Source organism: Bacteroides sp. HF-162 (assembly GCF_015679285.1).
GTDB classification, from domain to species: Bacteria; Bacteroidota; Bacteroidia; order Bacteroidales; family Bacteroidaceae; genus Bacteroides; species Bacteroides uniformis.
The window spans coordinates 1,961,148-1,977,399 of sequence record NZ_CP064937.1 but is presented as its reverse complement, the minus strand read 5'-3'; the positions used below and the strand labels follow the sequence as shown (position 1 = coordinate 1,977,399).

Below are 16,252 nucleotides of genomic sequence, written 5' to 3'. Positions count from 1 at the left end.
GATACAATACACTAATTTTGCACACTGTCTTATCTTTTAGCAACAACTAATTATGGCATTCAATCAAACAGAGAAACAAGAGAAAGAATATTTAAAGCAAATAATCAGTTTTCTGAAAAAGGTTATCGGTAATACCGACGCATCCGTGAAAGACCACGTCGACACCTTGGCAGAATACAAAGACTATATCTGGTCCAACAAAGACATCGACCCACACGAGATACGCTCCATGCGCGAAAGCATCCTGAACCATTTTGCCTTGGGGGAAAGTGTAATCAACAAGCATAAGCGGCTCACCAAGATACTTGCCATTCCTTACTTCGGACGAATTGATTTTTTGGAAAAGAAAGAAAACAGCAAAGTGATGCCTATCTATATAGGTATCCATACCTTCTATGACCCGGAAAGTCGAGCTACCCTTATCCATGACTGGCGAGCACCCGTTTCGAGCATGTTCTATGACCATGAATTAGGAGAAGCAGGCTATCGGTCTCCATCGGGAGAGATTAAAGGAGTAATTTCCCTAAAACGCCAATACAGAATTCGGGGCGGCAAAATGGAATTTATGATTGAAAGTGCCCTGACCGTCCATGACGACATTCTGCAAAAAGAGTTAAGTTCCAATGCAGATGACAAGATGAAAAATATCGTTGCCACCATCCAACGGGAACAGAACCGGATTATCCGCAACGAAGATATCCGCACGCTTATTATTCAAGGAGTGGCCGGCTCTGGAAAAACATCCATAGCCCTGCACCGCATAGCCTACCTGCTCTATACCTTCAGAGACAGCATCTCATCAAAAGATATTCTGATTATCTCCCCCAACAAAGTGTTTTCCGATTATATCTCCAACGTCCTCCCCGAACTTGGGGAAGAAACCGTGCCCGAAACCAGTATGGAACAAATACTCTCCGGAGTGTTGGAACACAAATATAAGTACCAAACATACTTCGGGCTAGTGAATGAACTGTTAGAAAAGCCATCCTCAAGCCTCATCAACAGAATAGCCTATAAAGCCTCTTTCGGCTTCATTTCAGAGCTTGACAAGTTTATCCTCCACATAGAGAACACCTACTTCAAGGCAGCAGACGTGAAGCTGACCAAATACATCACCATACCTGCCCCGTTTATTGAAGAACAGTACCTACGTTTCAACCGTTATCCCATACGCCGACGATTTGATGCTATGGCTGATTATATGCTGGATATGTTGAAAATACAATACGCCTTTACGGTAACCACCGCCGGCAGAAACCTTTTGAAAAAAGAAATCAGACTAATGTTTGCAGGCAATAACGACATTCAAGTCTACAAAGATTTCTTTAAATGGACAAATAATCCCGGAATGTTCAAAATGCGAAAGGGACATACACTCGAATACTCAGACTTGGCACCGCTGGCATACCTACACTTGGCATTGGAGGGAAACGGGAACCAGCCATTCAGAGTCAAACATCTGTTGATAGATGAGATGCAGGACTATTCGCCCATACAGTACAAGGTAATACAGAAACTCTTTCCATGCCGGAAAACCGTGTTGGGCGATGCAGGACAGTCCGTGAATCCTTATGGCTCATCCACAGCAGAAACTATCCAAAAGTCACTTACTGCAAGTGAAATCATGAAATTGTGTAAGAGTTATCGTTCCACCTTCGAGATTACGGATTTTGCGCAAAAGATTCATCCTAACGCAGAGCTGGAACCGGTTGCCCGGCATGGAGAAAGCCACAAATCCTGCAGTTCGGCAGTGCCGTAGAAGAACTGTCCGGCATTATGGGGCTAATCTCCACTTACCGGAAATCCGGATATAAGTCTCTTGGCATCATATGCAAGACGGAGCAGCAAGCCAGGAAGATGGCAGACATGCTGAAATCATATGCCAATGATATCAGCTTCCTATCAAGTCAAAGCTCCGCATTTGTGCAAGGCATCGTCATCACCTCTGCCCACATGGCAAAAGGGCTTGAGTTTGACGAAGTCATTATTCCACAGACGGATGAGAGAAATTACCGTTCGGAGATTGACAAGAGTATGCTTTATGTAGCTGTAACCAGAGCTATGCACCGCCTAACCTTGACATTTCACGAGGCAAGACCGGCAACTCACTGATGATGGATTATTAAGGAAATCTATCCCAACAGCCTTGTACAAGATGCGGCAAGTAACAGCGTATCTCATCAATCGACCAATCCCACCATTGCAGCCGCAATAATTTCTTCACCACATCCTCATCAAAACGTTTCCTGATTTCTTTGGCAGGAGTTCCCCCTACAATTGTATAAGGGGGAACATCTTTAGTCACAACAGCACGTGCACCAATAATCGCCCCATCTCCTATATGAACACCAGCCATTATCACCGCTTCATAACCAATCCAAACATCATTACCTATTATAATATCTCCTTTGTCATCCCATGCATCCGTTATGTCCGATTTCTTCAATCCCCACTCTTCGTAAAATAAAGGAAATGTATAAGTAGACAGAGATTTCAACGTATGATTGGCACAGTTGAACAGAAATTTCGTACCGCAAGCAATGGAACAGAATTTACCAATAACCAGCCTCTCCTGATGGATGGGGTAATGATACAGCACATTGTTTTTCTCGAACAACAAAGGGTCAGCTACAAAATCATTATAAATAGTATAGTCACCAACCTCTATTCGAGGATCCTTTACAACAGCATTAAGATATACGGTTTGCTTATCTCCCGTACGCGGATATATTTTAGTCATCATAATTCGATATGTTTCTAATATTGTTTACTTCTTAAATAGAAAACCGATTGCAGTGCCAGCAAAATCACAAAAAGGTATTCTGCCGTTAAGTAAATAGCCAAGGATGCATGAGTGCAAGCGCTTAACCAATAAAGATACCCCAAATACACGACAGTGGTAGTCACTTGGAAAAGAAAAGTAATCCGGGTTTTACCGGTCCCTCCAACTGCGTTGAGATATACATAGCCTGGCAAGGCAAAGGTATAATTCAGCAACGTCACAACAAAAGGGATGAAAGCCTGCTCTGTTAACAGTTCGTTATCTGTATAGATTCCTATTATCAAGCGATTACAGCATACAGCTACCCCTATCAGTGGAAATCCAACAGAATAGCCCAACCTCAGTATCTTACGGCAGATAATGAAAACAGCCCTCCTTTCTCCAGCCCCAATCGCATTACTGACCAGCGAACCCGTAGTGACCGCAAAAGAATTGACTATTACAAAAAAGACAGCAGATACACTTCGCGTAATATTGGAAATGGCTAATTCCGTTTTACCCAAATGTTCCACCGCCACAAAAAACAAGAGCCACGGAGCTACGCTGATAAAGGCATGAAGCATGCTCCATACCGACAAGCTCAGCACATCTACCAACAGCTTTCCGTCATATACCGGTTTCAATCCATATTTCCCTTTATCTATTTTCAGCCATACGTAGAAAAGAAGCATCGCCAAAGAACCCATCTCTGCCAGAGAAGAAGCAATGGCAGCTCCCGATATTCCCAGTCCTCCAACGAATATCAGAATATAATTCAAAGGAATATTAATCACTACTGCAACGGCTGCAGCCCACGATAATGCCCGAGTGCATGTTATTCCCACAAGAAAAGAACGGATAGCCAAAAACGGAAACGAAAACAGCAAACCGAAACTGCGCCAGTCCAGATACTGAATTACAGCCCGATAAATCTCCGGTGAGGAAATCAACCTTCCCAATATGAAAGGAGAACTTGCCTGCATCAGCAGACAAAGCAAAATGGCCAATCCCGATAAAAAGAAGAAACCTTGAAAGAATATCTTCCCAGCCTTACCATAATCACATTCTCCATTCCTTCGGGCAATCATCACCTGCAATCCGATACTAAATCCAAACCCAAGCATGTAGATCGCCAAATAATAAATCCCTGCAATGGCAGATGCTCCCAATTCCACCTCGCCAACGTGACCTAAGAAAACAGCATCGGTTATATTTATCAGCTGCTCCATCAAAATGCTCATCATTACCGGAAAGTTGATAAGCCATATCTGTTTATATGTATAATGCATTGCTCAACAATAAAATAGCACAAAACAACACACTGTACAAGTACAGCATGCTATCCTGCAAATTCATGAATAAAAGGATATACAATCTCTATGGCAAACGGGGCATCGCTTGCCAAATAGCTGAATAGCTTTATCAAGCAGGGCTATTCGTTGAGCGTAGCTATATACAGAGCTTCATAAAAGGTGAATATGTTTGTTCATTCAAGATATAGTGCAAAAGTACAGAAAAAAATGTGCCAAAGTTCAGTTTAGGGCATAAAAAAAGGAGTACCGCTGTACTCCAACCTTTGTTAACCTTAAATCTAATACTATGAAAAACACATTGCAAATGTACGGACTTTTGGGACATTGACAAACTTTCCAAGAAAAAAAGCATGTTTCATAACACATTTTAATAAGATAAATGCTCGTTTTCACGTCCTTTTTCACTTTTTCTGCTTCAAAATAGAAAAGGAGGTATAGCATCACGTAAAAAAATAAGCAAGTTCTTTCCATTATACTCCCAGTTTGCATTATCTTTGCACTAACACGAAGATAGGCTGCACCTCAGCATAAAAAATGAACGAGTTCATTTTATTCTGCATTCGGTTTGCACTATCTTTGTAATGAGATTAACAAGAACTTATATATGCCAGACTATGATTTAATCGCCATATTAGGGCCTACCGCCTCAGGAAAGACTCCATTTGCAGCCGCCTTGGCCGCCGAACTCCATACGGAAATCATCAGTGCCGATTCACGGCAAATCTACCGGGGGATGGACCTGGGCACCGGCAAAGACCTTGCCGACTATACCGTCGACGGGAAACAGATTCCCTATCACCTCATCGACATAGCCGACCCGGGCTATAAGTACAATGTTTTCGAGTATCAGCGTGATTTCTTGAATGCTTACGAGACTATTAAACAAAAAGGTTGCCTGCCCGTTGTATGTGGAGGAACCGGAATGTATCTCGAATCAGTGCTGAAAGGCTACCGTCTGCTGCCCGTACCCGAGAATCCTGAGTTGCGCACCCGTCTGGCGGACAAATCGCTGGAAGAACTGACCGACATACTGAAAGGTTACAAAAGCCTGCACAATACTACGGACGTGGACACAGCCAAACGTGCCATACGAGCCATCGAAATCGAAGAGTATTATGCCCATACCCCAGTAGACGAACGTTCCTTCCCCCAGATGAACAGCCTCATCATAGGTGTGGACATCGACCGGGAATTGCGTCGGGAGAAAATCACCCGCCGCCTGCACCAGCGCCTGGAAGAAGGAATGATAGACGAAGTGCGCCGTCTGATAGAGCAAGGCATCCAACCGGATGACCTCATCTATTACGGACTGGAATACAAGTATCTGACACTTTATGTCATCGGCAAGCTGACCTATGAAGAGATGTTCACGCAACTGGAAACAGCCATCCACCAGTTTGCCAAACGCCAGATGACCTGGTTCCGCGGTATGGAACGGCGTGGATTTACCATCCATTGGATGAATGCCCGATGGCCGATGGAAGAAAAGATAGCTTTTGTAAAGAAGAAGTTGGAAGGATGATGAAATGATGAAGAACCGGGTGATTTAAATCGTAAACTGTAAATAGTCAAATTGTAAATAGAATCATGAGTGCAGAACCCGAAAAGTTGGGAGTAATATACAACCCCAAGGCCGGAACGCGGAAAGTGCAGAAACGGTGGAAAGAAATCAAAGAATACATGGACAGCAAAGGTGTGCCTTACGACTATGTGCAGTCCGAAGGGTTCGGTTCGGTAGAGCGTCTGGCAGGTATCCTTGCCAACAACGGCTACCGCACCATTGTTGTAGTAGGCGGTGACGGCGCACTGAATGACGTCATTAACGGCATCATGCTTTCCAATGCACCGGACAAGGAGAATATAGCCATCGGCATCATCCCCAATGGTATAGGAAATGACTTTGCCGACTATTGGGAAATGAGTTCGGACTACAAGAAAGCGGTGGATTGCATCATCAACAACCGCCGCCGGAAAATAGACGTGGGTACCTGCTATTATTACGACGGTGAAAAGCATCTGACACGCTACTTTCTCAATGCCATCAACATAGGTCTGGGAGCCCGTATCGTGAAAATCACCGACCAGTGCAAGCGTTTTTGGGGAGTGAAGTTCCTCTCTTACTTCATGGCACTGCTATCCATTATCTTCGAACGTAAGTTGTACCGCATGCATCTCAAGATAAACGGCGAGCATATACGCGGACGCATCATGACTGTCTGCATAGGCAGTGCGTGGGGATACGGCCAGGCGCCTAGTGCAGTGCCCTATAACGGCTGGCTGGATGTTTCCGTCATTTACCGTCCCGAATTGCTGCAACTATGGTCGGGATTGTGGATGCTTATCCAAGGGCGGATTCTGAACCATAAGGTAGTGATGCCCTACCGTACGCAAAAAGTAAAAGTGCTGCGTGCGCAAAATGCCTCTGTCGATTTGGACGGACGTATTCTCGACCGTCATTTTCCACTGGACATCAGCGTACTGCATGAAGCAATAACATTGATTATACCCAATTGAAAATACTTAATCAGTAACAACCTATGATTGAATTAAAGAATAATCCTGCCGGAAACTTCTTCTTACTGGCAGGTCCATGTGTCATCGAAGGAGAAGAAATGGCAATGCGCATTGCCGAACGTATCGTGACTATCACCGAAAAACTGCAAATCCCCTATGTATTCAAAGGGTCGTACCGCAAAGCCAACCGCTCCCGCCTGGATTCCTTTATGGGTATCGGTGACGAAAAGGCGCTGAAGATACTGCAAAAAGTGCACACCACTTTCGGAGTACCTACCGTAACCGATATTCATGCCGCCGAAGAAGCCACCATGGCTGCCGAATATGTGGATATTCTGCAAATTCCCGCCTTCCTCTGCCGGCAGACAGACCTGCTTGTAGCCGCCGCCAAAACCGGAAAAACCATCAACATCAAGAAAGGGCAGTTCCTCTCTCCGCTTGCCATGCGCTTTGCGGCTGATAAAGTAGTGGAAGCAGGCAATAGGAACGTCATGCTGACGGAACGCGGAACTACTTTCGGTTATCAGGATTTGGTCATCGACTATCGCGGCATCCCCGAAATGCAGACCTTCGGTTTCCCTGTCATCCTGGATGTAACCCACTCCCTGCAACAGCCCAACCAGACCAGTGGTGTCACGGGAGGTATGCCGCAACTTATCGAGACCGTAGCCAAAGCCGGTGTTGCCGTAGGTGTAGACGGACTGTTCATCGAAACCCACGAAAATCCCACCGTAGCCAAGAGTGACGGCGCCAACATGCTGAAACTCGACCTGCTGGAAGACCTGCTGACCAAATTGGTCCGCATCCGGGAAGCAGTCAGATAAATTCCATTTATCCGGAATGGAATCCGAAAAAAACAACAGAAGTTGTGATTTATCTAAGGGCTGTCCGACAGATAGTTCAAGAACAATTTAAATTCATAATAATATGAAACATCTATTACGCGGTTTATGGATTGTAGCGTTAATTCTTTGCTGCAATTTTCAGCAGGTATTTGCACAGCAAATGCCGCCTATCCCGGTCGACAAAAATGTCCGTATCGGAAAGTTGGACAACGGATTGACCTATTATATCCGCAAGAACAGCCAGCCTGCAAACCGGGCCGACTTTTACATTGCCCAAAAGGTAGGCTCCATTCAAGAAGAAGCCGACCAACGCGGCCTTGCCCATTTCCTGGAACACATGTGTTTCAATGGAACGACCCACTTCCCCGGTGATGCACTGAAACAATACCTGGAGCGTATCGGGGTGAAATTCGGTGAGAACTTGAACGCCTATACTTCCGTAGACGAAACCGTATACAACATTTCCAATGTGCCGGTCACTACTCCGGGAGCCATCGACTCCTGCTTGCTGATTCTGCACGATTGGAGTAACGATTTGACTCTGGACCCGAAGGAAATAGACAAGGAACGCGGAGTCATCAACGAAGAATGGCGCACCCGTATGAGCGCCATACAACGCTTCCAGGAGAAGATGCTTCCGGTCATGTTCGAAGGAACGAAGTATGCCACTTGTTTCCCTATCGGAACGATGGAGGTCGTTATGAACTTCAAACCGCAAACCTTGAGAGACTACTATGAAAAGTGGTACCGTCCGGACCTTCAGGGTATTGTGGTAGTTGGCGATATAGACGTGGATGCCATCGAAGCCCAAATCAAGAAAATATTTTCTGATATTCCCGCCCAGCCCAATGCTGCCAAACGTGAGTACTATCCGGTAAACGACAACAAGGAGCCTATCGTATTGGTTTATCAGGACAAGGAACAGTCCAATGTACAAGCCCTCATCTTCAACAAGCACGAAGCCACTCCTGACGAGCAGAAAGGCGACATGGGCTATCTGGTACAGAATTATGCAACCACGCTCATCAACAATATGCTGAATGCGCGTCTGAACGAATTGGTACAGACCGCCAATCCTCCTTATATATATGCCGCCACTTATGACGATGATTTCTTTGTTGCCAAAACCAAAGATGCCTTCACCGGTGTCGTTGTCTGCAAGGAAGATGCCATAGAAAATGGAATAGCCACTCTCCTGCGCGAAACAGAACGCGCCCGCCAATTCGGCTTTACGGAAACGGAATACAACCGTGCCCGTGCCGAATATCTGCGCCAACTGGAATCTGCTTATAACGAGCGTGACAAACGCAAGAATGAAGAGTACGTGGATGAATATGTCCGTCATTTCCTCGATAACGAACCGATTCCAGGCATCGAAAACGAATACGCCATCATCAATCAGATAGCTCCCGCCATTCCGGTTGCCGCACTGAACCAGATGATGCAAGCCCTCGTGACAGACAGTAACCAGGTAGTCGCAATTCTCGGTCCGGATAAGGAAGGATTGAAAATGCCGACAGAAGATGCAATCAAGAAGATACTGAAAGATATTAAAGCTGAAAAACTGACTGCCTACGTAGACAAGGTATCGGATGAACCTTTGATGGCCGAAGCCCCGAAAGGCGGAAAGATTGTATCCGAGCAGACAGACGATATATTCAGCACTACAACGCTGACACTCTCCAACGGAGTCAAGGTCATTATCAAGAAGACAGACTTCAAGGCAGACGAAATCCGCATGAAGGGAGTCAGCCTGGGCGGCAGTTCCTTGTTCCCCGACTCGGAAATCATCAACATCAACGGACTGGATGCAGTGAGTGTCGGTGGTCTGGGTAATTTCAGTGCCGTAGACCTGGAAAAAGTTCTGGCTGGCAAGAAAGCTTCCGTCAGCTATGGTATCGGTGACAAGACAGAAACCGTCAATGGCAGCTGTTCACCGAAAGACTTCGAGACAATGATGCAGCTCACTTACTTGACGTTCACCGCCCCGCGCCGTGACGACGATGCCTTTGCATCCTACAAGAACCGCAACAAAGCTGCTTTGCAAAATATGGAAATGAATCCCCAGGTGGCGTTCAGTGACTCTGTCTCGGCCGGTATTTACATGCACCATCCCAGAAGAGCTAGAATAAAGGCGGACATGATTGACAAGATGGATTATGACAAGATTCTGTCTATGTATCAAGACCGCTACAAAGATGCCAGCGATTTTACCTTTATCTTTGTAGGAAATGTGAATGTGGAGGAAATGAAACCGCTCATCGCCGAGTACCTGGGTGCACTGCCTGCCATCAACCGCAAGGAAACATTCAAGGACAATAAAGTCGACATGCGCCAAGGAATTTACAAGAATGAGTTCGTAAGGAAGCAGGAAACTGCTAAAGCGTCGAATTTTGTCCTGCTGAGCGGTGACTGCAAGTACGACCTGAAAAATGACATCCTGCTGGATATGACCAGCCAGATTCTTGACTTGGTTTATACAGCCAAGGTACGTGAAGACGAAGGTGGCACTTACGGTGTATATGTAGGCGGCCAGTTAAGCAAATATCCGAAAGAAAAGGCCCTTCTGCAGATTATATTCGAAACCGCTCCGGCAAAAAGAGAAAAGTTGATGCAGATTATCTTTACAGAACTCGACAACATCGCCAAAGCAGGTCCGTCGGAAGGAGATCTGAATAAAGTGAAGGAGTTCATGCTGAAAAAACACGCCGAAGACTTGAAGGAGAACAGCTACTGGCTGGGAAGTATTGACGAATACCTGTTCACCGGTATGAATCCGATAAAGGATTACGAACAGATAGTCAACAGCATTACCGTGAAGGACATCCAGAAGTTCACCGACGACTTGTTCAAGCAGAAGAATGAGATTGAGGTATCAATGATCAGTCCTGAAACTCCTGACAAAGAATAAGAGAGCCATACACACAGAAGGCTGCGTTGTTTAAAAGGCAGCGCAGCCTTTTTTATACAAACTCTATATATACAAATACTATGAGTCTTTTCTTAGATTTGCGCAAGCACGGAAAACTGGCGGAAAAACGAAATCCGATGTACGAAAAAAGTAAATTCGGAAAATTCTGGATGTACTTCATGTTCGTCTTCTGGGCCGGTTACCTGATATTCTTCGGTACGACCTTTGCATTCGCCTTTGACGGTGGTGCCACAGAAGCCTATCACGTAATGAACTCCGGATTGATATTTGTCCTTGTGCTGGATTTCCTGATACGCCTGCCTTTCCAAAAAACACCCACCCAGGAAGTGAAGCCCTACCTGCTGCTTCCCATCAAACGGAATCGTCTTATAGACTTCCTGCTGATCCGTTCCGGACTGGATGGCTTCAATCTGTTCTGGCTGTTTCTGTTTGTTCCGTTTTCCATCATCACCGTCACCAAATTCTATGGAATCAGTGGTGTGCTGACCTATTGCATTGGCATCTGGCTGCTGATGGTATTCAATAACTACTGGTTCTTGTTGTGCCGCACACTGATGGGTGAGCGCATCTGGTGGCTGGCATTACCAGTAGTAGTATATGGTGGCATTGTCGCCGCACTATTCATTCCGGACAACAGTCCGCTTTTCGACTGTTTTGTCAATCTGGGAGAAGGGTTCATCACCGGCAATATACTGTCATTCATCGGTGTACTGGCTGCCATCGCCCTCATGTGGTTCATCAACCGCACCCTGATGCAGAAACTCATCTACAATGAACTGAACAAAGTGGAAGATACACGGATAAAACATGTATCCGAATACAAATTCCTCGACCGCTACGGCGAAATAGGCGAATACATGAGACTGGAACTCAAGTTATTGCTACGCAACAAGATTTGTAAGCGTTCGCTCTATTCCATCACCGGTGTAGTGATAATGTTCAGTAGTATCATTAGCTTTTCCGATGTGTATGACGGAGGTCTGAGAGATTTCTTCGTCCTTTATAATTACATTATCTTCGGCATCATGTTCCTCAGCACACTGATGGGTTACGAAGGCAATTACATTGACGGACTGATGAGCCGCAAGGAATCTATCTACTCGCTGCTGCGTGCCAAATACATACTGTACAGCATTGCATTGCTCATTCCTACGATTCTGATGATTCCCGGTATGGTTACCGGGAAGGTATCCGTACTCGGTTGCATTGCATGGCTGATATTCATTCCGGGAGCCGTATACTGCTGTCTGTTCCAACTGGCAGTCTACAACAACAAGACTACCGACCTGAATTCAAAGATGACCAGCCGGCAGAATATAGGCACCGGTCTGCAGAATCTGATTTCAGGAGGTGCTTTCGGCATACCTTTACTGCTGCTTTTTGCACTGAATGCCATCTTTGGCAAAGAGGTCACCCCCTGGATACTTATCGGCATCGGCGTGGCATTCATCGCCACTTCCAAATTCTGGCTGATGAATGTATATCACCGACTCATGAAACGCCGCTACAAGAATATGGAAGGCTTCAGGGACAGTAGACAGAAATAGAAATCATTAAACATCAATCACTAACATGATACGCATCAACAATTTACAGAAGAATTTCGGCACAAAAAAAGCCGTAGATATAGAGAACTACACCATCGGGCAAGGCGATATGCTGGGACTGGTAGGCAACAACGGTGCAGGCAAGACCACCCTCTTCCGCCTTATTCTTGACTTACTACAGGCAGACCGGGGCAATGTAACCATCAATGACATTGACGTCAGCAAAAGTGAGGACTGGAAGAACTTCACGGGAGCCTTTATAGACGACGGTTTCCTGATAGACTACCTCACTCCCGAAGAATACTTCTATTTCATCGGCAAGATGTACGGTCTGAAGAAAGAGGAGGTAGACGAACGCCTGCTTCCCTTCGAACGCTTCATGAACGGCGAGGTAATGGGCCAGAAGAAATTCATCCGCAACTATTCTGCCGGAAACAAGCAGAAAATCGGCATCATCTCCGCCATGCTCCACCATCCGCAACTGTTGATTCTGGATGAACCGTTCAACTTCCTTGACCCCAGTTCACAGTCCGTAATCAAACACTTGCTGAAAAGATACAATGAAGAACACGGAGCCACTGTCATCATTTCCAGCCATAACCTGAACCACACAGTGGACGTTTGCCCGCGTATTGCATTGTTAGAAAACGGTGTTATTATCCGCGATATACGAAATGAGAACAACTCTGCCGAACAGGAATTGGAAGCTTACTTCAACGTCGGCGTGGAGGAAGAAGCCGTGGTAGAAGAAACGGTAGAAGAAGCAGAAGCAGCCGTAGAAGAAATAACGGAAAAAGAAGATAAAACGGTAGAAGAAAAAAACTCGGAAGCATGAAAAAATATCTTTCTTATATAGTAGCCTTTACCATCATATTGATAGGTCTAAGTTCCTGCCATACCTCCGCGCCACGCCTGGACTACAAAGCCCTGGCACAGGCATCCGTCCGTTTGGGAGTGGATATTGAACTGCAGGACAACCACAAGCTGTACATCCATGCCTCCGAATGGATAGGCACCCCCTATCGTGCTGGTGGCGACAGCAAGCGGGGGACAGACTGCTCCGGACTGGTATCGCAACTGTATAAGAAAGTTTACCACACCCGTCTGTCGAGAAGCACAGACGGGCAACTGAAAGAGAGCAGCAAAATCTCCCGCCGCAACTTGCGTGAGGGAGATTTGGTGTTCTTCACCAGCCGTGCTTCCCGCAAAAAAGTGGCACACGTAGGTATCTACCTCAAGGACGGCAAATTTATACATGCCAGTACCAGCCAGGGAGTCATAGTCAGCAACCTCCGGGAAAAATATTACACCCAACACTGGCTCTGCGGAGGAAGAATAAAATGATACTAATTTTTTCCCTTCTTGTGATTTTCTTTACTCTTTCCCGACTGATAGTCCAGAAACAATTAAAAGAAGAAAACAATGAAGAAACTTTTAGGCATCCTCGTATTCATCAGCATTGCGCTGAGTGCCAATGCACAACTTTTATGGAAAGTATCCGGTAAAGGATTAGAGAAACCATCCTATATTTTCGGTACTTACCATCTCTCTCCACTCAGCATCAAGGACAGCATCGCCGCCATGCCGCAGGCCATGAACGAAACCACCCAAGTCTACGGTGAGGTCGTGATGAGCGAAATGGCGACTCCCACCTTCATGCAAAGCATGCAACAGCAGATGATGATGCCCAAAGACACCACGCTGCAAAGCCTCTTTACTCCCGAGCAATACGAAGAAGTGGGTAAAGTTGTAAAAGAGAATATGATGGTAGACATCGCCATGCTTGCTCAACTGAAACCGGCTGCCATCAACCAGCAGCTTGTCGTCCTGCTCTACATGAAACATACTCCGGGCTTCAACCCGCAAGAACAGCTCGACACTTACTTCCAGCAGCAGGCCGGACAGCAAGGCAAGAAAGTTGGCGGTCTGGAAACAGCCCAGTCACAAATAGACATTCTGTTCAACAGCCAGACGCTGCAACGCCAGGCAAACCTCCTCTACTGCGCTATCAGTGACATCGAGAAAGGTATCGAGCAAAGCAAGCGCCTGATTGCCGCTTATGAAAAGCAGGATCTGGATGCCATGCTGCAACTGATGGAAGAGCGCGACGGCAATTCATGCGACCCGCTGCCCGGAGAGATGGAAGCCATGCTGGACAACCGCAACAAGGCATGGGTTGAAAAGATGCCTGCCATCATGACGGAAGCCCCCACCCTTTTCGTAGTCGGTGCCGGACACCTGCCCGGAGACAATGGAGTGCTGAACCTTCTGAAACAACAAGGATATACCATAGAAGCCATGAAATAAATCCTCTAACAATTCTCTCTAACAACAACTTTTAATGGCAGGCTATACAAAGCGTGACGGTCAAATACCATCACGCTTTGTTTGCATATACACTTTATTGTCCTCATCATACTGTACATCCCGAAAAATATACTACTTTTGCACCAAAGTCTTGGCTGTTATAGTGATAACGTCACTTTTGACTCGATTCGATAAGAACGCAAGAAGCGAAAGTTATTATCCCTGCTATTCGGAATCTGGAAAATTCTCTTAAACACCGCAGGATAATAGCAACAGTTTCTTCACGTCTATGTTATTATATACTTAGGCGTGGGGGCTGTTGTCTATTAACGGTGTGGGCATTTTCCAGAGCCTCGAATGCAGATAGACAATAACAGTCCTCGCGCTTTTTATATAATAACCTTCGTCAATGAGGACAGACGAAATGAAAGACACCGCGTATGCATCTTACATTATTTGGAGAAGTACAGTTATTTCTGTTAATTGCCGTTACATCTGCAAGCTTTCTATACTGGATAAATCATAAATACAAAAGTCTGAACAGACAGATTATCCGGGCAATAGACATTCCAGTATATCTGCTGAACAGACAAGGTATTGTCGTAAAACTACTTAATACACCTACCGAAAAGGCGAACAGACTTCCATTTCTGAATTCGGGAGTTCTAAATATCAATAATTTAGTGACAGACGCCGATGAATGCCGGAAATACATGACGTCGCTGTTACGCGTACTGAATACCCGCACTTCGGACAGCCTGATCCTAAAGATAAGAGTGGAAAGTAGTGAAGAACTATATATCGCAGTGCGCATGGTCTACCTCAACAGAAATTATGCCATGGCCTTCATACGCGACATTACGGAAGATGAAGTCCAACGCCGGGAAAACGAAAAATACCGTTTCTTCCTTGAAAGTATTCTGGAGAACCTCCCCATCGCCACTACAGTAAAAGACAAAAACGACGAAGGACGCTACCTGATATGGAACAAAAAAGCGGCAGAGATGATGGAAGTCCCCGCTGAGGATATTGTGGGACACTATGAAGAGGAGTTCAAACCCCTAATGCAAGATAATTTCATTCAGGAGACAGACAAAGAAGTCGAAGAGTCGGAAACTCCCCAGTCCTACATCAAACACTTTGTCAATCCCAAAGGCAGAGAGTATGTTCTGTCGTTTCACAAAACGCTGGTGTCCTACAACAAAGGAAAAGAGAGATGGATTGTCAGTTCTGCACTGGATATCACCGAACTACTGGCAGCCAAAGAGAAAGCAGAAGAAGCCAGCCGCCTGAAATCGGCTTTTCTTGCCAATATGAGCCACGAGATACGTACTCCACTAAACGCCATTGTCGGATTCTCCTCCATACTTTCCGATTATATACAAGACGAAGATACAAAGGAATACATACATATCATCGAAGAAAACACCCAACTGCTGCTGCAACTGATTAATGATATTCTCGACCTGTCACGCATCGAAGCCGGCATTCTCGAATTCACAGAAGGAGATATGGATGTAAACAAGGCGCTTGATGAAATGCAGACGATGGCAAAACTGAAACTTCCGCCCAAAGTCTGCATACGTCTCCTCCCCGGTACGGATTGCTGTAGCATTCATACCATTCCCAAGCGGGTAAGGCAAGTACTGAACAACTATCTGTCAAACGCCCTCAAGCATACGGAAGAAGGTTTCATCGACATTGGTTATCACCTGCCGCAAGAAGACAGGATTCGCTTCTTTGTCCGTGATACCGGGTGCGGCATTCCTCCCGAAAAGCAAAAGGATGTATTCGAACGCTTTGTCAAGCTAAACAGCTTTAAACAAGGCACGGGCCTCGGACTCTCCATCTGCACCATGATTGCCGGGAAAATGAACGGAAAAGTAGGTGTCAGCTCTATTCCGGGGAAAGGTTCCGAATTCTGGTTCGAAATACCCTATCAACCTGCCGGAAGCCAACCTGCATAGAAAAGCCCGCCACTGACATGAACTCTGTCAACAGCGGGCAACCTAAACCATCACCGATGTTATCCT

General features: G+C 45.8%; 11 protein-coding genes and 1 pseudogene. 10 read left to right on the top strand and 2 right to left on the bottom strand.

Going from position 1 to position 16,252, the window contains the following annotated elements; genetic code table 11:
- Positions 1 to 52 precede the first annotated feature (52 nt).
- Positions 53 to 2,112, top strand: a pseudogene (locus ITJ87_RS07820) (3'-5' exonuclease).
- 10 nt (positions 2,113 to 2,122) lie between these two features.
- Here ITJ87_RS07820 and ITJ87_RS07815 read toward each other — a convergent pair.
- Entirely contained in the window at positions 2,123 to 2,743 is a 621-nt protein-coding gene (locus ITJ87_RS07815) for a CatB-related O-acetyltransferase (protein WP_005828836.1), read from the bottom strand.
- A 14-nt stretch (positions 2,744 to 2,757) separates the two neighbouring features.
- Positions 2,758 to 4,050, bottom strand: a complete 1,293-nt coding sequence (locus ITJ87_RS07810; RefSeq protein WP_034523111.1) for an MATE family efflux transporter — start codon at positions 4,048 to 4,050, stop codon at positions 2,758 to 2,760.
- A gap of 628 nt (positions 4,051 to 4,678) precedes the next feature.
- Here ITJ87_RS07810 and miaA point away from each other — a divergent pair.
- The 9 genes from miaA to ITJ87_RS07765 all read left to right on the top strand — a co-directional run bounded on the left by miaA (position 4,679) and on the right by ITJ87_RS07765 (position 16,186).
- On the top strand, positions 4,679 to 5,596 hold the full coding sequence (gene miaA, locus ITJ87_RS07805; RefSeq protein ID WP_117966033.1) for a tRNA (adenosine(37)-N6)-dimethylallyltransferase MiaA: 918 nt from the start codon (positions 4,679 to 4,681) through the stop codon (positions 5,594 to 5,596).
- Between the two features lie 65 nt (positions 5,597 to 5,661).
- A complete protein-coding gene (locus ITJ87_RS07800) occupies positions 5,662 to 6,588 on the top strand; it encodes a diacylglycerol kinase family protein (protein WP_005828845.1) in 927 nt (308 codons plus the stop codon).
- A 23-nt stretch (positions 6,589 to 6,611) separates the two neighbouring features.
- Positions 6,612 to 7,412, top strand: a complete 801-nt coding sequence (gene kdsA / locus ITJ87_RS07795; protein ID WP_117601107.1) for a 3-deoxy-8-phosphooctulonate synthase — start codon at positions 6,612 to 6,614, stop codon at positions 7,410 to 7,412.
- A gap of 103 nt (positions 7,413 to 7,515) precedes the next feature.
- A complete protein-coding gene (locus ITJ87_RS07790) occupies positions 7,516 to 10,344 on the top strand; it encodes a pitrilysin family protein (protein ID WP_117965976.1) in 2,829 nt (942 codons plus the stop codon).
- An 80-nt stretch (positions 10,345 to 10,424) separates the two neighbouring features.
- Positions 10,425 to 11,912, top strand: a complete 1,488-nt coding sequence (locus ITJ87_RS07785) for a DUF5687 family protein (RefSeq protein ID WP_117965973.1) — start codon at positions 10,425 to 10,427, stop codon at positions 11,910 to 11,912.
- Between the two features lie 25 nt (positions 11,913 to 11,937).
- Positions 11,938 to 12,747 carry an ABC transporter ATP-binding protein gene (locus tag ITJ87_RS07780; RefSeq protein WP_117965970.1) on the top strand — a complete coding sequence of 270 codons (810 nt, stop codon included), beginning with the start codon at positions 11,938 to 11,940 and terminating at the stop codon, positions 12,745 to 12,747.
- On the top strand, positions 12,744 to 13,256 hold the full coding sequence (locus ITJ87_RS07775) for a C40 family peptidase (protein ID WP_117601111.1): 513 nt from the start codon (positions 12,744 to 12,746) through the stop codon (positions 13,254 to 13,256). Before ITJ87_RS07780 ends, ITJ87_RS07775 begins: the two co-directional genes overlap by 4 nt.
- 78 nt (positions 13,257 to 13,334) lie before the next feature.
- A complete protein-coding gene (locus ITJ87_RS07770) occupies positions 13,335 to 14,219 on the top strand; it encodes a TraB/GumN family protein (RefSeq protein ID WP_117965967.1) in 885 nt (294 codons plus the stop codon).
- A 440-nt stretch (positions 14,220 to 14,659) separates the two neighbouring features.
- The gene (locus tag ITJ87_RS07765) at positions 14,660 to 16,186 is read left to right on the top strand and encodes an ATP-binding protein (RefSeq protein WP_117965964.1); all 1,527 of its coding nucleotides are present in this window, start codon (positions 14,660 to 14,662) and stop codon (positions 16,184 to 16,186) included.
- Positions 16,187 to 16,252 lie beyond the last annotated feature (66 nt).

Coding starts and splice junctions, on each gene's coding strand:
- kdsA (WP_117601107.1), top strand. CDS start 6,612: ATGATTGAATTAAAGAATAATCCTGCCGGAAACTTCTTCTTACTGGCA.
- ITJ87_RS07780 (WP_117965970.1), top strand. CDS start 11,938: ATGATACGCATCAACAATTTACAGAAGAATTTCGGCACAAAAAAAGCC.
- miaA (WP_117966033.1), top strand. CDS start 4,679: ATGCCAGACTATGATTTAATCGCCATATTAGGGCCTACCGCCTCAGGA.
- ITJ87_RS07775 (WP_117601111.1), top strand. CDS start 12,744: ATGAAAAAATATCTTTCTTATATAGTAGCCTTTACCATCATATTGATA.
- ITJ87_RS07815 (WP_005828836.1), bottom strand. CDS start 2,743: ATGATGACTAAAATATATCCGCGTACGGGAGATAAGCAAACCGTATAT.
- ITJ87_RS07790 (WP_117965976.1), top strand. CDS start 7,516: ATGAAACATCTATTACGCGGTTTATGGATTGTAGCGTTAATTCTTTGC.
- ITJ87_RS07770 (WP_117965967.1), top strand. CDS start 13,335: ATGAAGAAACTTTTAGGCATCCTCGTATTCATCAGCATTGCGCTGAGT.
- ITJ87_RS07800 (WP_005828845.1), top strand. CDS start 5,662: ATGAGTGCAGAACCCGAAAAGTTGGGAGTAATATACAACCCCAAGGCC.
- ITJ87_RS07810 (WP_034523111.1), bottom strand. CDS start 4,050: ATGCATTATACATATAAACAGATATGGCTTATCAACTTTCCGGTAATG.
- ITJ87_RS07785 (WP_117965973.1), top strand. CDS start 10,425: ATGAGTCTTTTCTTAGATTTGCGCAAGCACGGAAAACTGGCGGAAAAA.
- ITJ87_RS07765 (WP_117965964.1), top strand. CDS start 14,660: ATGCATCTTACATTATTTGGAGAAGTACAGTTATTTCTGTTAATTGCC.